The organism is Streptomyces sp. NPDC058663 (assembly GCF_042716745.1).
Classification (GTDB): domain Bacteria; phylum Actinomycetota; class Actinomycetes; order Streptomycetales; family Streptomycetaceae; genus Streptomyces.
The window spans coordinates 133,184-151,195 of the sequence record NZ_JBHXRV010000015.1; the positions used below are offsets into that span (position 1 = coordinate 133,184).

At 72.1% G+C, this 18,012-nt stretch carries 15 protein-coding genes; 12 read left to right on the forward strand and 3 right to left on the reverse strand.

Annotated features, from left to right (window positions below; all coding sequences use genetic code 11):
- Nucleotides 1-91 precede the first annotated feature (91 nt).
- The 3 genes from ACFWVV_RS13970 to ACFWVV_RS13980 all read left to right on the forward strand — a co-directional run bounded on the left by ACFWVV_RS13970 (nt 92) and on the right by ACFWVV_RS13980 (nt 4,500).
- On the forward strand, nt 92-1,195 hold the full coding sequence (locus ACFWVV_RS13970; protein WP_384351284.1) for a prepilin peptidase: 1,104 nt from the start codon (nt 92-94) through the stop codon (nt 1,193-1,195).
- 338 nt (nt 1,196-1,533) lie between these two features.
- Nucleotides 1,534-2,643 carry a chemotaxis protein gene (locus ACFWVV_RS13975; RefSeq protein ID WP_384351281.1) on the forward strand — a complete coding sequence of 370 codons (1,110 nt, stop codon included), beginning with the start codon at nt 1,534-1,536 and terminating at the stop codon, nt 2,641-2,643.
- Nucleotides 2,644-2,868: 225 nt separating this feature from the next.
- Complete coding sequence (locus tag ACFWVV_RS13980) at nt 2,869-4,500, forward strand: DUF2079 domain-containing protein (RefSeq protein WP_384351278.1); 1,632 nt, start codon at nt 2,869-2,871, stop codon at nt 4,498-4,500.
- A 310-nt stretch (nt 4,501-4,810) separates the two neighbouring features.
- Here the strand turns inward: ACFWVV_RS13980 and mgrA are convergent, their stop codons facing one another.
- Nucleotides 4,811-5,857: an L-glyceraldehyde 3-phosphate reductase gene (mgrA, locus tag ACFWVV_RS13985; protein ID WP_384351275.1), complete on the reverse strand. Its 1,047-nt coding sequence runs from the start codon at nt 5,855-5,857 to the stop codon at nt 4,811-4,813.
- 131 nt (nt 5,858-5,988) lie between these two features.
- Here mgrA and ACFWVV_RS13990 point away from each other — a divergent pair, with 131 nt between their 5' ends.
- The 5 genes from ACFWVV_RS13990 to ACFWVV_RS14010 all read left to right on the forward strand — a co-directional run bounded on the left by ACFWVV_RS13990 (nt 5,989) and on the right by ACFWVV_RS14010 (nt 11,925).
- Nucleotides 5,989-6,750 carry an isoprenyl transferase gene (locus tag ACFWVV_RS13990; RefSeq protein WP_384351272.1) on the forward strand — a complete coding sequence of 254 codons (762 nt, stop codon included), beginning with the start codon at nt 5,989-5,991 and terminating at the stop codon, nt 6,748-6,750.
- Nucleotides 6,751-7,075: 325 nt separating this feature from the next.
- A complete protein-coding gene (locus ACFWVV_RS13995) occupies nt 7,076-8,398 on the forward strand; it encodes a PhoH family protein (protein WP_384351269.1) in 1,323 nt (440 codons plus the stop codon).
- Nucleotides 8,399-8,796: 398 nt separating this feature from the next.
- Nucleotides 8,797-9,561, forward strand: coding sequence for a transglycosylase SLT domain-containing protein (locus ACFWVV_RS14000; protein ID WP_384351568.1), 765 nt, complete (start codon nt 8,797-8,799; stop codon nt 9,559-9,561).
- 175 nt (nt 9,562-9,736) lie between these two features.
- Nucleotides 9,737-11,152 carry an AI-2E family transporter gene (locus ACFWVV_RS14005; protein WP_384351267.1) on the forward strand — a complete coding sequence of 472 codons (1,416 nt, stop codon included), beginning with the start codon at nt 9,737-9,739 and terminating at the stop codon, nt 11,150-11,152.
- Nucleotides 11,149-11,925, forward strand: coding sequence for a hypothetical protein (locus ACFWVV_RS14010; protein ID WP_384422690.1), 777 nt, complete (start codon nt 11,149-11,151; stop codon nt 11,923-11,925). The genes ACFWVV_RS14005 and ACFWVV_RS14010 overlap by 4 nt, the downstream gene beginning before the upstream one ends.
- Nucleotides 11,926-12,003: 78 nt before the next feature.
- Here the strand turns inward: ACFWVV_RS14010 and ACFWVV_RS14015 are convergent, their stop codons facing one another.
- Together ACFWVV_RS14015 and ACFWVV_RS14020 are read right to left on the reverse strand one after the other, a co-directional pair.
- A complete protein-coding gene (locus ACFWVV_RS14015; protein WP_384351261.1) occupies nt 12,004-12,537 on the reverse strand; it encodes an alkyl hydroperoxide reductase in 534 nt (177 codons plus the stop codon).
- A gap of 69 nt (nt 12,538-12,606) precedes the next feature.
- Entirely contained in the window at nt 12,607-13,161 is a 555-nt protein-coding gene (locus ACFWVV_RS14020; RefSeq protein ID WP_384351258.1) for a peroxiredoxin, read from the reverse strand.
- Between the two features lie 172 nt (nt 13,162-13,333).
- Between ACFWVV_RS14020 and ACFWVV_RS14025 the strand changes: the two genes are divergently transcribed.
- From ACFWVV_RS14025 to ACFWVV_RS14040, 4 genes are all read left to right on the forward strand, one after another.
- Complete coding sequence (locus ACFWVV_RS14025) at nt 13,334-14,269, forward strand: LysR substrate-binding domain-containing protein (RefSeq protein ID WP_384351565.1); 936 nt, start codon at nt 13,334-13,336, stop codon at nt 14,267-14,269.
- Between the two features lie 131 nt (nt 14,270-14,400).
- On the forward strand, nt 14,401-14,925 hold the full coding sequence (locus ACFWVV_RS14030; RefSeq protein WP_384351255.1) for a PadR family transcriptional regulator: 525 nt from the start codon (nt 14,401-14,403) through the stop codon (nt 14,923-14,925).
- Nucleotides 14,922-15,614: an ABC transporter ATP-binding protein gene (locus ACFWVV_RS14035; RefSeq protein ID WP_384351252.1), complete on the forward strand. Its 693-nt coding sequence runs from the start codon at nt 14,922-14,924 to the stop codon at nt 15,612-15,614. Before ACFWVV_RS14030 ends, ACFWVV_RS14035 begins: the two co-directional genes overlap by 4 nt.
- On the forward strand, nt 15,611-17,974 hold the full coding sequence (locus ACFWVV_RS14040; RefSeq protein ID WP_384351249.1) for an FtsX-like permease family protein: 2,364 nt from the start codon (nt 15,611-15,613) through the stop codon (nt 17,972-17,974). The genes ACFWVV_RS14035 and ACFWVV_RS14040 overlap by 4 nt, the downstream gene beginning before the upstream one ends.
- Nucleotides 17,975-18,012 lie beyond the last annotated feature (38 nt).

Sequence of the window (18,012 nt, forward strand, 5' to 3'; positions counted from 1 at the left end):
TCCTCGTCGATGAACCGAACGGCGCTTCCCCGTCAGCCCGTTGGGCCCACGGGCCCATGACCCGGCTCCGGTGCGGCCCTAGGGTTGGCGGGTGCTTGTCACTGGTGTGCTGACCGTGGCCGCCGCGCTCTGGGGCGCCGCCGCCGGACTCCTGCTGCCGCGCGCCGCGTACCGCCTCGCCGTCGAGCCGGAGGAGCCCTGGCGGCAGACCTGCCCCGCGGGCCACCCCTTGCGCGGTCCCGCCCGCGGCTGGCTCGGCCCGGCCGCCTGCCGCGACTGCGCGCCGGGAGCACCCGTACGCCCTCCGCACCCGCGCCCGCATCCGCATCCGCATCCGCATCCGCATCCGCATCCGCATCCGCGCCCGGGGGGTGCGACGGCTCCGCGGGCAGGCGAGGGCACGACGGGCCCCGGCGGACGCGAGGGGACGCGGGTCCCGCGCCCCGAAGGCGCGGGCCCGGCTGCGCCCCCCGCAGACCTGGGCGGGGCCCCACCTCGTTCCGCAGAGGCCCCGGCCCCACCCTGTTCCGCCGAGGCCCCGGCCCCACCCTGTTCCGCAGAGGCCCCGGCCCCACCCAGGAACACCGACGGCGTCTCCGCGCCCCCCGCCCCGCACCCCGCCGCCCCCGGCGGCACCCGTTCCGCCGTCCCCTACGCCCGGCGTCGGCGGTTCGTCGTGGTCGGGGGGCTCGTGTGCGCCTCCCTCGCCGCCTGCGTGGGGGCCCGGCCCGAGTTGGCGGTCTGGTTGCTGCTCGCGCCCTTCGCGCTGCTGCTCGCCGCGGTGGACCTGCGTGTGCACCGGCTGCCCGACGTGCTGACGCTGCCCCTCGCCGGGGCCGCGGCCGTCCTGCTCGGGGCCGCCGCACTGCTGCCGGGGAACGCCGGTTCCTGGTGGCCCGCCCTGCTCGGCGGGGCCGGCCTCGGCGGGGCGTACCTCGTGCTCTTCCTCGTCCATCCGCAGGGCATGGGCTTCGGCGACGTGAAGCTGGCGCTCACCATCGGCGTGGTGCTCGGCTGGTACGGATGGCCGGTGCTCTTCACCGGCGCGCTGGCCGGATTCCTGCTCGGAGCGCTCTACGGCGTCGCCCTCATGGCCGCGCGCCGGGGCGGACGCAAGACGGCCATCCCGTTCGGCCCCTTCATGCTCGCGGGCGCCTGGGCGGGACTGGCCCTCGGCGGGCTCGGCGCGGCCTGACCCCCATACCGGCCCGACAGCCCCCTGCCTCCCCACCCGCACGTCCGTGCCCCGCACCCGCACGTCCGTGCCCCGCCCCCGCACCGGCCCGGCAGCCCCACGCGCCCCGCCCCGGCCCGGCAGCCCCCCCCCGCCCCCGCACCGGCCCGGCAGCCCCACGCACCCCGCACCGGCCCGGCAGCCCCCCCCCGCCTCCGCCCCGGCACGCCCCCCCCCGCGCGCACCCCGCACAGGGGCCCCGCGCAGGAGCGCGATGCGGGCATCCGTGAGAAATTGCCAGTATCGATGGCCGATGGCTGTTTCCCCTGACCCCGCCACCCCGAGTGGAGTGAGTGCCCATGAGTGACGAGGACGAGTCGGACCTGCTTGCCGAACTGCGCCGCCCGCGCCCCTACCCGGCGGTCTCCCTCACCCTGCCCACCCACCGCCACCGGCCGGAGAACCAGCAGGACCTCATCCGGCTGCGCAACCTCCTCGCCGAGACCGAGAAGCGGCTCTTCGACGACCCGAAGCTGAGCCGCGACCAGGCCGCCGCCGTCGTACGGCAGCTGAACGAGGCCGCGGACGAACTGGACCCGGAGCACTTCCTGGAAGGGCTCGTGCTGTACGCGGCGGCCGACGAGGGCCGCTCGTACCTGGTCAGCGCCAGCGTCCCGGAGCGGATCGTCATCGCCGAGACCTATCTGACCCGCAACCTCGTCGCCGCGTCCGCCCGCCAGATCCCCTACCTCGCGCTGATCCTCTCCACCGGCGAGGTGCGGCTGTGGCACGGCGTCGGGTACGAGCTGCACGAGCTGGACCACGAGGAGAGCGGCTTCCCGGTGATCTCCTCCGGTGCGGAGCGCGACGGCGCACCCAACCGCGACGGCGGCCACGGTGAGAACCAGGACTTCCGCAACATGCTCGCCGAGGCCGACCGGAACCTCACCCCGCTGCTCCAGGAAGCGGTGCTCCCGGTGGTCCTGGTCGGGCTGCGGCAGCACATCGCGACCTTCCGCGAGCTCTCCCGGCACGGTGCGGTGCTCGTCGCGGACCTGGAGGTCGGCGGACTGCTCCACACCACGGCCGCCGAGCTCGTCGACCAGCTCGCCCCGGCCCGCGACCAGCTCGCCGCCCTGGACACCGAGGAGGCGGCCGAGGCACTGGACGCGGCCCGCAGCGGCAAGCGGTACGCGGCAGGGGTGCAGGACTGCTGGCAGTCGGCCCGCGAGGGGCGCGTCGGACACCTGGTCGTCGAGGAGTCGTACACCGTCTCCGCCCGGCCCGAGACGGTGGAGGGTGCCGTGCGCGCCTCCCTGGTGCTGACCGAGCCCGGCGCCGAGGGGGCCGAGGACGACATCGTCGACTCCCTCGTCGAGCTGGTCCTCGCCGCCGACGGCGACGTCACCTTCGTCCCCGACGAGACCCTGGCCGAAGCGGGCGGCATCGCGGCGGCCCTGCGCTACTGAAGGTTCCGCACGGCGGCATCCCACGGCCGGACGCCCCGCGGCCGAACACCCCTGGGCCGCGGGGGCCGTGGCCCAGCACCCCGTGGCCCAGCACCCCGTAGCCCAGCACCCCGTGGCCCAGCACCCCGTGGCCCAGCACCCCGTGGCCCAGCACCCCGTGGCCCAGTGCCGCCGCCCGGCCGATTGCTCCGCAGCCCCGCACAGCCACAGTTGTAATGTGCCGCCATGCGGACAATTACTGACATTCCGTCAGTCGAAGTGGTGCCCGTCGCGATGCCGGGCCGGACCGCGCACCGGCTCCTCCCCGGGGCCTGGTGCGCGGCCTTGTTCGCGCTCTACGCGGTGCTCGCGACCCGCCGCCACCACCTCATGCGCACCACCGGCTACGACCTCGGCATCTTCGAGCAGGCCGTCAAGTCGTACGCCAGGCTCGGCCCCCCGTACGTCCCGCTGAAGGGACCCGGGCCCACGGGCGAGGGGGTCAACCTCCTCGGCGACCACTTCCACCCGGTGCTCGCCGCCCTCGCCCCGCTCTACCGGCTCTTCCCGTACGCCGAGACCCTCCTGCTCGCCCAGGCCGCCCTGCTCGCCCTCGCCGTCGTCCCGCTCGCCCGCTGGGCGCAGCGCGCGCTGGGCACGCGGGCCGCCCACGCGGTGGCCCTCGGCTACGGGGCCTCCTGGGGCATCGCCTCCGCGGTCACCTTCGACTTCCATGAGGTCGCCTTCGCCGTACCGCTGCTCGCCTTCGCCCTCGAAGCGCTCGGCCGGGCCCGCTACGGCCGCGCCGTCGCCCTCGCCGCACCCCTCCTGCTCGTCAAGGAGGACCTCGGGCTGACCCTGGCCGCCCTCGGCGGCTACGTCGCCTGGAAGGGGCGCCGGGGTCTGGGCCTGGCCACCGTCGCCGCCGGCACCCTCGGCACGCTGCTCATCACCCGAGTCCTGCTCCCCGCCCTCAGCTCCTCGGGCAGTTACGCCTACGGGGACTACGTGGCCGAGGGCGCCCGGGGCTCGCTGCTGACCACGGTCGTCGCCGCCCCGCTCGACATGCTGCGCCCCGAGGTCAAGGCCGTCACCCTGATCCTGGTCTTCGCCCCCACCGCGCTGCTCGCGCTCCGCTCCCCGCTCGCGCTGCTCGCCCTGCCCACCCTCGGCTGGCGGCTGCTCTCGCAGCACAGCTACCACTGGGAGACCGCGTTCCACTACAGCGCCGTGCTGATGCCGATCGTCTTCGCCGCCCTGATCGACGCCCTCACCCCGTACGGCCGCCGGCGAAGCGATCCCCTCGCGGCCCGTCACCTGCGCGCCTCGCTCGCCACCACGGTCGCCGTCACGCTCGTCCTCGTCCCGTCCTTCCCCTTCGGCCTCGTCCTGCGCAAGGACACCTGGCGGACCACCGACCACGTCCGCGCCGCCCGCGCACTGCTGGCGAGGATCCCCGACGGCGCCACCGTCGCCGCGTCCAACCGGCTGGTCCCGCAGCTCACCTCCCGCTGCACGGCCGTGCTGTTCCCGACGTACCCGCTCCCGGGCCGGTTGTACGACGCCCAGGGCACGCCCCCGCCGCCCACCAGCGAGTGGATCGTCCACGACAGCCGCCCGCACGAGGCCTGGCCGCTGCCGGACGGGCACTGGCCCTACCCCCCGGGCCGCCAGCGGGCCGAGCTGGACCGCGCACAGCGCGCGTACGGCTACCGGGTCGTCGCCCGCGCCGACGGACTCACCCTGCTGCGCCGGACCGGGACGGCGACAGGTGCCGGGGCGGTGACAGGTGCCGGGGCGGTGACAGGTACGAGGGCGGTGACAGGTACCGGAGCGGCGACAGGTACGGGGGCGGGCGCGGAGAGGGTGCGCAAGTGAGGGCGGTGGCGAAAGAGGAGAAGGGTGCGCAGGGGAGTGCAGAAACGTCAATCCGGCGACTCCCGCGACACCCCCGACCGGGGGAACCCGCGCGAGTGAATCCGAAGCCGTAAAAGTGCCCCGATCCCAAGCGCCGCAAGGGATTCGACCCCTTGCGCCCTGCACTCCGGCGACTCCGGAGAGTAATTATTTCGCGTCCTGGTGCACAGCATCACTTACGAAGGGTTATGGTGGAAACCCCCCCTCGGGCCGGTCCGTATCCCCCCCACGGACCGGCCCGTTTTTTGTCTCCACCCGCCCGCGAGGCGCTTCAGCCCCGGTCGGCCCAGATGTTCGTACCGGGGGTGGACACCGCGAAGGAGTCGATCTCCTTCAGCTCCGCCTCGGTGAGCGCGGGAGCCCCGAGCGCGGCCACGTTCTCCTCCAGCTGCCTGACGCTGGACGCCCCGATGAGGGCCGAGGTCATCCGCTCGTCCCGCAGCACCCACGCGATCGCCAGCTGCGCGAGCGACTGGCCGCGGCGGCCGGCGATGTCGTTCAGCCCGCCCAGCCGCCGCACCACCTCGTCGCTCAGCAGGCCCGGGTCCAGCGACTTGCCCTGGGTGGCCCGGGAGCCCTCCGGAATGCCCTTCAGGTACTTGTTCGTCAGCAGGCCCTGCGCGAGCGGCACGAAGGAGATGCAGCCCATGCCGGCCTCCTCCAGGGTGTCGAGCAGCCCGTCGTCCTCCGTCCAGCGGTTGATCATCGAGTACGACGGCTGGTGGATGAGCGGCCGTACGCCCATCTCCCGCAGCAGCCGGGCCGCTTCGGCGGTCTGCTCGCTGTTGTACGAGGAGACGCCGACGTACAGCGCCTTGCCCTGCTGGACGGCGGACGCCAGCGCGCCCATCGTCTCCTCCAGCGGGGTGTCCGGGTCGAAGCGGTGCGAGTAGAAGATGTCGACGTAGTCCAGACCCATCCGCTTCAGGGACGCGTCCAGCGAGGACATCAGGTACTTGCGCGAACCCCACTCGCCGTACGGTCCCGGGTGCATGCCGTACCCGGCCTTCGTCGAGACGATCAGCTCGTCGCGGTACGGGGCGAAGTCCTGCGCGAAGATCTTGCCGAAGTTCGACTCGGCGGAACCGGGCGGCGGCCCGTAGTTGTTGGCCAGGTCGAAGTGGGTGACGCCGAGGTCGAAGGCACGGCGCAGGATCGCGCGCTGCGAGCCGATCGAGCGGTCGTCGCCGAAGTTGTGCCACAGGCCGAGCGAGAGTGCGGGGAGCTTGAGGCCACTGCGGCCCGAGCGCCGGTACTCCATCGTGTCGTAGCGGTTGTCGGCGGGGCGGTGGTGGAGAGAGTCGTCAGTCACGTCCACCTCCCTATCACGGAGGCGGATCTGTCGGACCGGGTTGGGCCGCGGTGACCCGTGCGCAGTAATGTGGCGCGCTCGGGCCCCCAGGAAAACCGCAGACTTTCCGGGCCCGGAAGACGAGAGGGTGAAACGCTGTGAACCTGCGCGACCTGGTGTACCGGCTCTACGCACGCCGGGTGGAAGGACGCCTCGACCACGCCCAGGTGCCCAAGCACATCGGTGTCATCCTCGATGGCAACAGACGATGGGCGAAGGCGGCCGGCGGCACCACCGAGCAGGGACACAAGGCCGGCGCCAGCAAGATCCAGGAGCTGCTCGGCTGGTGCGCGGAGACGGACGTCGAGGTCGTCACGCTGTGGATGCTCTCCACCGAGAACCTCGACCGCCCGGAGGCCGAGCTCACCCCGCTGCTCGCCATCATCGAGGGCGCCGTACAGGCACTGGCCGCCGACGGCCGCTGGCGGGTGCACCACGTGGGCACGATGGACATCCTGCCCGCGCGAACCCAGGGTGTACTCAAGGAGGCCGAGCAGTCGACGGCCGGCAACAAGGGAATACTGGTCAACGTCGCCGTCGGCTACGGCGGCCGCCAGGAGATCGCCGACGCGGTCCGCTCCCTGCTCCTGGAGCACGCCGAGAAGGGCACCTCCTTCGAGGAACTCGCGGAGATCATCGACGTCGAACACATCTCGGAACACCTGTACACCCGCGGCCAGCCCGACCCGGATCTCGTCATCCGCACCAGTGGTGAGCAGCGGCTCTCCGGGTTCATGCTCTGGCAGAGCGCCCACTCGGAGTACTACTTCTGCGAAGTCTTCTGGCCCGCCTTCCGCAAGGTCGACTTCCTGCGCGCCCTGCGCGACTACGCGGCCAGGCACCGGCGTTACGGATCCTGACCGCCGCCTGTACCCCTTTCCCGTACCGAATATGCGTGAAGTGACGTCATATGCCCTGGCCATGACCAGGTATGGCGGCGCGTGTTCGAGGGAATACCCCCTCCAGGTCGGCGTCCGGACCACGGACGCCGAATCTCAGTGAGCGACTGGATGTCGCTCGCCCGGGAGGCCCTTTGCACCAGGACGACCGCGCCCCATCTCGCGCGGACGACTCAGTGGCGATGCGAGGGCCTGTGCTCGGTCCGCGCTTCGCGGCCACGAGCCCGGTCCCTCCGCCCGCGACGTCGTCGCACCCCAACCTCAGTCCGAGGGGGTACGTCCTTCCGTGGTGAACAGCTCTAAGCGCCGCCTTCCCGACAGGCGCACCTACGTTCTCGACACCAGCGTCCTGCTGGCCGACCCCAGCTCCATGACCCGCTTCGAGGAGCACGAAGTCGTGCTGCCGATCGTGGTCATCACCGAACTGGAGGCCAAGCGGCACCACCCGGAGCTCGGCTACTTCGCCCGGCAGGCCCTGCGCATGCTGGACGACTACCGCATCCGGCACGGCCGTCTCGACGCCCCGATCCCGATCGGGGACCTCGGCGGGAGCCTGCGCGTCGAACTCAACCACTCCGATCCCGGCGTCCTTCCCGCCGGCTACCGGTTGGGGGACAACGACTCACGGATCCTGGCAGTCGCACGCAACCTCCAGGCCGAGGGATACGACGTCACCGTCGTCTCCAAGGACCTGCCGCTGCGCATCAAGGCGTCCTCGGTGGGCCTGCTCGCCGAGGAGTACCGCGCCGAACTCGCCATCACCGACTCCGGCTGGACCGGGATGGCGGAACTGTCGCTGGAGGCCGACCAGGTGGACCTCCTCTTCACCGAGGAGCGGCTGTACGTGCCGGAGGCCGCCGACCTCCCCGTGCACACCGGACTGGTGCTCCAGTCCGAGCGCGGCAAGGCGCTCGGCCGCATCACCCCGGACGGCAACGTCCGTCTCGTACGGGGCGACCGGGGCGCGTTCGGCATCCACGGCCGCAGTGCCGAACAGCGGATCGCCCTGGAACTGCTCCAGGACCCCGAGGTCGGCATCGTCTCGCTCGGCGGCCGGGCCGGCACCGGCAAGTCGGCGCTCGCCCTCTGCGCGGGCCTGGAAGCCGTGCTGGAGCGGCAGGAACACAAGAAGGTGATGGTCTTCCGGCCGCTGTACGCGGTGGGCGGGCAGGAGCTCGGCTATCTGCCGGGATCCGAGTCCGAGAAGATGTCGCCGTGGGCGCAGGCCGTCTTCGACACCCTCTCGGCGGTCGCGGGCAAGGAGGTCATCGAGGAGGTGCTCGGGCGCGGGATGCTGGAGGTACTGCCGCTCACCCACATCCGCGGACGCTCGCTGCACGACGCGTTCGTGATCGTGGACGAGGCCCAGTCACTGGAACGGAACGTCCTGCTGACTGTTCTGTCCCGGATCGGGGCGAACTCCCGGGTCGTCCTGACGCATGACGTCGCCCAGCGGGACAACCTCAGGGTCGGGCGGTACGACGGCGTCGTCGCGGTCGTCGAGAAGCTGAAGGGGCATCCGCTGTTCGCGCACGTCACCCTCACCCGGTCCGAGCGTTCGCAGATCGCCGCCCTGGTGACCGAAATGCTGGAGGACGGCCACATCTGACACTTCCGACCCGAAAAACAGGAGGGGCAGGGAAGTTGACGCCGCCCGGCAGGACTCGCGAGAGCCGCGAGATCCTAGCCGGGCGGCGCCGCGTAGCGCGAGTGCTTCCGGGAAACAGCAGGCACAAACACGGTGTGACCTTTCCCACGCAACCAAGAATTGATTACCTGCCTGATCTTCCGGCAGAGTCTTGCTTCCGTCAGGCCCCGCATACGGCACAGCCGCACCTCCCGAGGTGCAACACCACACAAATCAACAGACTTCGCCGTATGCCGCCCGAGTAACACGGAGCACTCCCACGGGAGTTGCCCACCGGGTCCGTGCCTCCCGTGACACAGCACGTAGGGAGGACAGCGCCAGGGGTGCGATTGCGTCCGCGAGGGTCACCGGTACGGACGCTGCTGGAAGGAAACCGTGTGAGCCGGATTTCGGTTCGGGGATTCGCAGTGGCCTCCGCCACCGCGGTCACCACAGTCGGCGCCGTCGTGGGCGTCGCATCGGGCGACCCTCAGTCGTCGGGCGACAACAACTTCGAGGCAGCCGCCGCCGACACGACTCTCCTCGCGGAAATCCCCGCCGGCCAGCAGGCCGAGGTGGCGACCGCGTCCTCCCTGACGCAGCAGGCGGACACCCAGGCAGCCGTCGCGGACGAAACCGCGAAGAAGGCCGCCGAGGAGAGCGCCCGGCTGAAGGCCGCCGAGGACGCCAAGGCGAAGAAGAAGGCCGCCGACGAGGCCAAGGCCGCCGAGGCAGCCGAGGAGAAGGCCGCCAAGGCCGAGAAGGAGGCCAAGGAGCGCGAGGCGACGACCGAGCAGACCGCCAGCCGGTCCGCCACCCGCGACTCCTCGTCCTTCCCGCAGAAGGCGTCCTACACGGTCGCCGAGGTCAAGGACATCGCCCGGCAGATCATCCCGTCCGGCCAGTTCCAGTGCTTCAGCAACATCGTGCAGCACGAGTCGACCTGGAACTACCTGGCGGTGAACCCGACTTCGGGCGCCTACGGGCTGGTCCAGTCGTACCCGGGCAGCAAGATGTCCTCGGTCGCCGACGACTGGCGCACCAACCCGGCCACCCAGATCAAGTGGGGCCTCAACTACATGAACGAGCGCTACGGCAGCCCGTGCGAGGCCTGGAGCTTCTGGCAGGCCAACCGCTCGTACTAGAAGCCCGGCGCCCGCGCGCAGCGGCCCGCCAGGCCCTCTCGGCACGGACCTCCGGGTCCTCGTACGCAGCTCAACTGAACGAAGCCCTCCGCCGTCCTACGGTGGGGGGCTTCGCACGTGTACGGTCAGGTCGACAAATCCGCCGGGGGGCGTCGTGGGGGGAAGAGGAAGCATCATGTCGAAGACACCGGGGTGGCTCGGCGGTCTGGGCGCCAGGCTCACCCACATGGGGGAGCGGCTCGAGGAGCGCCGGGCGGAGGTGCACGCGGAGAACGCGGGCACGCCCGGGGCGCACACCCCCGACCACGTACCCCCGCCGCCCGATTACGCGCCGGCCATAGCGGCCAGGCCCGATCCGGTCGACGCCGTCCCCTGGGGGATGCGGGTCGCGGCGGAGGCGGGCTGGCGGCTGCTGGTCCTCGCGGGCACCATCTGGGTGCTCGGCCAGATCATCAGCCAGGTCCAGCTGGTCGCCTTCGCCTTCATGGGCGCCCTGCTGGTCACCGCGCTGCTCCAGCCCACGGTGGCCTGGCTGAAGAAGCTCGGCGTGCCGCGCCCGCTCGCCACCGTGCTCACCGCCGGACTCGGCTTCGTGATCATGGGGCTGATCGGCTGGTTCGTGGTCTGGCAGATCATGGACAACGCCGACGACCTCGCCCAGCGCGTCCAGCAGGGCATCGCGGACACCAAGAACTGGCTGCTCAACAGCCCGTTCCATGTGACCGAGGCGCAGATCAACGACGTCGCGAAGAACCTCAGCGACGCGGTCGGCACCAACACCCAGCAGCTGACCAGCGCCGGTCTCCAGGGCGTCACCGTCATCCTGGAGATGATGACGGGGCTGCTCCTCGCGATGTTCTCCACGCTCTTCCTGCTCTACGACGGCAAGCGCATCTGGGAGTGGACGCTGCGGCTCCTTCCCGCGCAGGCCCGTCCGGGCATGGCGGGCGCAGGTCCGCGGGCCTGGCACACGCTCACCGCGTACGTGCGGGGCACGGTGCTGGTGGCCATGATCGACGCCATCTTCATCGGGCTCGGACTGCACTTCCTGAACGTGCCGGTGGCCGTGCCGCTCGCCGTGCTGATCTTCGTCTTCGCGTTCATCCCGCTGGTCGGTGCCGTGATCTCCGGCGCCCTCGCGGTGGTGGTGGCGCTGGTCGCCAACGGCCCGTTCAACGCCCTGTGGGTGCTGGTCGTGGTGCTGGCGGTGCAGCAGATCGAGGGCCACATCCTCCAGCCGTTCATCCTGGGCCGCGCGGTACGGGTGCACCCGCTCGCGGTGGTCCTCGCGGTCGCGACGGGCGGGCTGGTGTCCGGCATCGGCGGCGCGGTGGTCGCGGTCCCGCTGGTCGCCGTGCTCAACACCGGCGTCGGCTATCTGCGCGCGTACTCCAAGGAGAACGCGCTGCGGGCCTCGCCGAAGCCGCACGGGGCGACCGCGGTGGACCTGGCGCCGACACCGCCGCCCTCGGAGCGCGTCCCCGAGCGGCCGTCCGAGCGGCCCGCGGTCGCCGTCGAGCCGTCGTCCGACCGCCCCCCGGGTGCCGACGAGCGGCCGTCCGACAGTTCCCCGGGCCCGGGCCCCACGTGATATCCCCGCCCGAACTGGTCGGGGGACCGGACGAGGGGCCCCCGCCCGAGACGCTGGACTCGGGCGGGGGCCCTCCGCGTCCGCCGCGCACCCGCATCGGCGAGTGGCTGGGGGAGGGGCGCGCCCGGCCGTGGCTGGGGGCGCTCGGGGGCGCGGTGGCCGCGTCCGCGCTGTGGGCGGGCGGACTGTACGCCCTCGACCGCGACGGGGGGCCGGACCAGCGGGGATACCGGCTCGCGTGGCGCAGCTGCGAGAAGGTGCCGCTGACGAGCCTGCGGGAGCGGCTGGGCGAGCGGGACACCACCACCGACAGCGAGGACCTGTTCGAGGACCCGGCACTCAACCGGCTGGAGTGCCGGATGTCGATGCGGCCCCCGGTGCGGCGCAGCGGCGAGTACGAGATACAGCAGCGCTACCAGGTGACCTTCCACGTCGAACAGCACCGCAGGACCGACCCGGGGCCGGAGATCGAGGCGCTCCTGAAGAGCGGCCGGCGCGGGTGGGGCGGGTTCGAGACCGAGAAGCTGACCCCGGTGAAGGGCCTCGGGGACCGGGCGTACTTCGTGAACAACTACCGCTCCGGCCCCCAGCTGGAGCTCGTGGTGCAGGACGGCGGTGTGCTGCTGACGCTCCAGCTGTTCGGTGACACCGAGGTCAACGGGGACGGGCCGCCGGGCACCGAGCCCCCCGACGACTCCGCCCCCGACCTCTCCGGGACGGCGGGGCGGGTGGAGGCGGCCATGCGCGAGGCGATGGCGGTACTCAAGCGCTGACGCACCCGGTGCCGGGCAGGAACGCGTGAAGGGCCCACCGGGGTGCCGGTGGGCCCTTCACGTACGTACGAACTCGGACTACTCGGCCAGCACGGCCTCGGAGTCGAGAGTCACGCCGACCGCCTGGATCACCGAGGCGACCTTGACGGCCTCCTGGATCGTCTCGCGCTCGACGCCCGCCTTGCGGAGGACCTGCTCGTGCGAGTCGAGGCACTGGCCGCAGCCGTTGATCGCGGAGACCGCGAGGGACCACAGCTCGAAGTCGACCTTCTCGACGCCCGGGTTGCCGATGACGTTCATCCGCAGACCGGCGCGCAGCGTCCCGTACTCCGGGTCGGAGAGCAGGTGGCGCGTGCGGTAGAAGACGTTGTTCATCGCCATGATGGCGGCGGCCGACTTGGCGGCCGTGTACGCCTCGGGGCTCAGGTTCGCCTTCGCCTCCGGCTCCAGCTCGCGCAGCACCTTCGGCGAGCGCGAGGCGATCGCGCAGGCCAGTACGGTGCCCCACAGCTGCTGCTGCGGGAGGTCGCTGTTGCCGATGACCGAGCCCAGGTTCAGGCGGAGGTCCTTGGCGAAGTCCGGAATGGCGGACTTCAGTTCGTCAAGTGCCATGTCGATAAATCCCGTTCCGTGCGTTCCGAAGGTCTGTGCGTGCCGTGCCGGGGGCCGGCGGTCCGGTGATTACTCGCCGGAGAGGAGCGCGACCGGGTCCAGGGTGTTCTCGCCCTTGGTCCAGTTGCACGGGCACAGCTCGTCCGTCTGGAGCGCGTCGAGGACCCGCAGGACCTCCTTCGGGTTACGGCCGACGGAACCGGCGGTCACCATCGTGAACTGGATCTCGTTGTTCGGGTCGACGATGAAGACGGCGCGCTGCGCGAAGCCGTCCTCGCCCTCGATGCCGAGGTCACGCATGAGCTCGTGCTTCGAGTCGGCCAGCATCGGGAAGGGCAGGTCGGTCAGGTCCGGGTGGTCCTTGCGCCAGGCGTGGTGCACGAACTCGGAGTCACCGGAGAAGCCCAGGATCTGCGCGTCGCGGTCGGCGAACTCCTCGTTCAGCTTGCCGAACGCGGCGATCTCGGTCGGGCAGACGAAGGTGAAGTCCTTGGGCCACGCGAACATGACGCGCCACTTGCCCTCGTAGGACTTGTGGTTGATCTGCTCGAACTCCTTGCCGGCCTCCAGGGAGACACAGGCGGTGAGGTCGTACGTGGGGAACTGGTCACCAACAGTGAGCACGCGTACTCCTTGCTACGAAGGAAACACCCCGTTTGGGGGGTTTCCCATGGGTTGGACGGATCCCCACAGTGACACAAGAGGTATTGATAACGGAAATAGCTAGACTGGCTCATTCCGATCGAGTGTGCCTATCAGTGGCCATGTATAGAGGGAGAGCACGCACGTGCAGACCATGCCGAACAGGGGCAAGCAGCCCAGCCTCGCGCAGTTGCGGGCCTTCGCCGCCGTTGCCGAGCACCTGCACTTCCGGGACGCGGCCGGCGCGCTCGGCATGAGCCAGCCCGCCCTCTCGGGGGCCGTCTCCGCGCTGGAGGAGACGCTCGGGGTCCAGCTCGTCGAGCGTACGACCCGGCGGGTGCTGCTCTCGCCGGCGGGGGAGCGGCTCGCGGTGCGGGCCGGGGCGGTGCTGGAGGCGGTCGCCGCCCTCCTCGACGAGGCCGAGGCGGTACGGGCCCCCTTCACCGGGGTGCTGCGGCTGGGGGTGATCCCCACGGTGGCGCCCTACCTGCTGCCGACCGTGCTGCGGCTGGTGCACGAGAACTACCCGGCACTCGACCTCCAGGTGCACGAGGAGCAGACCTCCTCCCTGCTGGAGGGGCTGGCGGCGGGCCGGCTCGACCTGCTGCTGCTCGCGGTGCCGCTGGGTGTGCCGGGGGTACGCGAACTCCCGCTGTACGAGGAGGACTTCGTGCTCGTGGCCCCGGCGGACCACTGGCTGGGCGGCCGGGGCGACGTACCGCGTGAGTCGCTGCGGGAGCTGGACCTGCTGCTGCTGGACGAGGGCCACTGCCTGCGCGACCAGGCCCTGGACGTGTGCCGGGAGGCGGGGCGGGAGGACGGCGCACCCGTCACGACCACGGCGGCGGGGCTCTCCACGCTGGTGCAGCTCGTCGCGGGCGGGCTCGGGGTGACCCTGCTGCCGCGCACGGCGGTCGAGGTGGAGACCGCGCGCAACGCGGCGCTGGTGACGGCCGACTTCGCCGCCCCCGCGCCGGCCCGCCGGATCGCCCTGGCGATGCGGGCGGGAGCGGCGCGCGGCGAGGAGTTCGAGCAGTTCGCGCAGGCGCTGCGCGGGGCGGTGCGGGGGCTCCCGGTCCGGGTGGAGTGAGGTGGGGCGGGCCGCATTTCCTTGGGGTGGGCCCGTATTGATCTCCGTGGGGCCGGCCTTGTATTGCCTGCTCAGCATCTCTGCACGGCATGTATACACCGAAGGTATACACACCGTGTACAGTGCTCCGCATGTCAATCGGACACACGCTGCTCGGCCTCCTGGAGGCCGGTCCCCGCCACGGCTACGACCTCAAGCGCACCTTCGACGAGAAGTTCGGCCACGACCGGCCGCTGCACTACGGCCAGGTCTATTCGACGATGTCCCGCCTGCTCAAGAACGGCCTCGTCGAGGTCGAGGGCACCGAGGCCGGCGCCGGCCCGGAGCGCAAGAAGTACGCCATCACCGACGCGGGCATCACCGACGTCGACCAGTGGCTCACCCAGCCCGAGAAGCCCGAGCCCTACCTCCAGTCGACCCTGTACACCAAGGTCGTCCTCGCCCTGCTCACCGGCCGCGGCGCCGCCGGCCTCCTCGACGTGCAGCGGGCCGAGCACCTGCGGCTGATGCGCGTCCTCACCGACCGCAAGCGCGGGGGCGACCTCGCCGACCAACTCGTATGCGACCACGCCCTGTTCCACCTCGAAGCCGATCTTCGCTGGCTGGAACTGACCGCCGCCCGGCTCGACAGGCTCGCCGCGGAGGTACGCAAGTGAGCATCGCTCCCGCCGGTTCCCTCCTCACCGCCACCGATCTGCACAAGGCGTACGGCGCCACCACCGCGCTGGACGGCGCCCACTTCTCCATCCACCCCGGCGAGATCGTCGCCGTCATGGGCCCCTCGGGGTCCGGCAAGTCGACGCTGCTGCACTGCCTGGCCGGGATCGTCACCCCGGACTCGGGCACCCTCACCTACCAGGGGCGCGACCTGTCCTCCCGGTCCGACCGCGAGCGCAGCGCCCTGCGCCGCAGCGAGTTCGGGTTCGTCTTCCAGTTCGGCCAGCTGGTGCCCGAGCTGACCTGCGTCGAGAACGTCGCACTGCCGCTCAGGCTGAACGGCGTCAAGCGCCGCCCCGCCGAGGAACAGGCCCTCGGCTGGATGCGCAAGCTGGAGGTGGACGACCTCGCGGGCAAGCGCCCCGGCGAGGTGTCCGGCGGCCAGGGCCAACGGGTCGCCGTGGCCCGCGCCCTGGTCACAGGCCCACGCGTGCTCTTCGCCGACGAACCGACCGGCGCCCTGGACTCCCTCAACGGAGAGCGCGTCATGGAGCTGTTCACCGAGGCAGCCCGCTCCACCAACGCCGCCGTCGTCCTGGTCACGCACGAGGCACGGGTCGCCGCCTACTCCGACCGCGAGGTCGTCGTACGGGACGGCAGGTCGCGCACCACGGAGTACGCGCTGTGAGCCGGGCTCAACCCGCCGAGGCCGTACGGGCCCTGCGCCTCGGCATCCGTTTCGCCCTGGGCGGCGGACGCCAGGGCTGGGTGCGGACCGCACTGACCGCCCTGGGCGTCGGGCTCGGGGTGACGCTGCTGCTGGTCGCGGTGGCCGTGCCGCACGCGATGTCGGCGCGCAACGACCGGGACGCGTCCCGGGGAGTCATGGCCACGGGGGCGGACGCCGGGCCCGGGCGGGGCTCGCTGCTCCTCACCCAGGCGCAAACCGAGTACCGGGGCAGCAGCGTACGCGGGCGGTTCCTCAAGCCCGAGGGCCCCGAGGCCCCGCTGCCGCCAGGCCTCGCCGTGTTCCCCGGCGACGGGGAACTCGCCGTGTCCCCCGCGCTCGACGCCCTTCTCAAGTCCGGCAGCGGCAGTCTGCTGCGCGAGCGGCTGCGCGGGAAGGTCACCGCCGTCATCGGCGACGAGGGGCTGCTCGGCCCCGCCGAACTGGCCTACTACCGGGGCGACTCCACGCTGACGGCGGACGACCTCTCGGTCTCCCGGGTCACGAGCTTCTCCATGCGCTCCCAGGTCACCTACGACTCCACCCTGCTGCTGCTCGTCGTCGTCGCCTTCGTCGTCCTGCTGGTACCCATCGGGGTGTTCATCGCGGCGGCCGTCCGCTTCGGCGGCGAGCGCCGCGACCGCAGACTGGCCGCGATGCGCCTGGTGGGGGCCGACAGCCGTACGGTGCGGCTGGTCGCGGCGGGGGAAGCGCTCGCGGGCGCACTGCTCGGACTCGCGGTCGGCGCAGGGCTGTTCCTCCTCGCCCGCTCGCTGGCCGGGCTGATCACCTTCGGCGCCGCCGGCGCCGGGCTCTTCCCCTCGGACCTGACCCCCGCGCCCGCGCTGGTACTCCTGGTGGTCCTGGCCGTACCCGCGGCGGCAGTGGGAGTGTCGCTGCTGGCGCTGCGCGGTGTCGTCATCGAACCGCTGGGAGTGGTCCGCACGGCCAGGCCGGTGCGGCGCAGGCTGTGGTGGCGGCTGCTGCTGCCCGTCGGCGGGCTGGCCCTGCTGGTCCCCCTGGTCCGACAGGGGGACGGGGCCGCGGCCGACCAGACCGGGCTGATCGGCGGCACCGTCCTGCTGCTGCTCGGCATCACCGCACTGCTGCCCTGGCTGGTGGAAGCCTTCGTCGCACGCCTCGGCGGCGGCAGCGTCTCCTGGCAACTCGCCGTCCGCAGGCTCCAGCTGAGCAGCGGACTGGCCGCCCGCACGGTCAACGGCATCGCCGTCGCGGTGGCCGGGGCCATCGCCCTGCACATGCTCCTGGGCGGCATCGACGACCGCTACGTACAGGACACCGGAGCCGATCCCGGCCGCGCACAGCTGGTGACCCTGATCCCGGATTCCAGCCCGGCCGCACGCGACCCCGCCCGGCTGGCGGCCGACCTCACCCGGACCCCGGGCGTGCAGAAATACATCGGGATCGGCTCGGTCAGCGTCGGGGACCGGGCCAAGGCGCCGACGGAGACCAACGAGGTCACCGTCGCCGACTGCGCCACCCTGCGCGAAGTGGCGAAGCTCCCCCGCTGCGCGGACGGGGACGTCTTCGTGGCCGACGGCGGCAGCCAGCCCGCTCCCTCGGCCGCCTTCGCGGCCGGCCGCACGGTCTTCTTCAAGCCGGAGCACCCCGGCGACATGCCCGGTGCCGGGGCCGCCGCCCGCAACTCCCCGCCGGCCCCGTGGACCCTGCCCGCGCGCCTCACCACCGTCCCGTCCGTCCCCGACCCGGGCGGTGCCGAGCGCGGCGGGCTGCTCGCCACCCCCGGTGCGCTGCCTCAGGCGGCCCCCGGCAGCCTTGCGCTGGAGATGTACGTGAAGGTCGACCCGGGCGACCCGGACGCCGCCGAGCGGGTGCGCAACGTCCTGGCCGCCGCCGACCCGAACGTCACCGCCTACAACACCGCGGCGAGTGCCGTCAACCCGCGCTTCGCCTCCGTGCGCAAGGCGCTGTACGCGGGCGCCGCCTGTGTGCTGCTGCTGATCGGGGTCAGTCTGCTGGTCTCCCAGCTGGAGCAGCTGCGCGAGCGGCGCAAGCTGCTCTCCGCGCTCGTCGCCTTCGGCACCCGCAGGTCCACCCTCGGCCGGTCGGTGCTCTGGCAGACCGCCGTGCCGATGACCCTCGGGCTGGTGCTCGCGGTGGCGGTGGGGACCGGACTCGGCCTGATGCTGCTCAGGATGAGCCAGGTCGGGCTCGCCGTCGACTGGACGGGGGTCGCCGCGATGGCGGGGACCGGCGGGGGAGTGGTCCTGCTCGTCGGTCTGCTCAGTCTGCCGCCGCTGTGGCGGCTGATGCGGCCGGACGGGCTGCGGACGGAGTGAGCGCAGGGGGGGGGAGGGGCCGGAGCACCGCTGCGGCC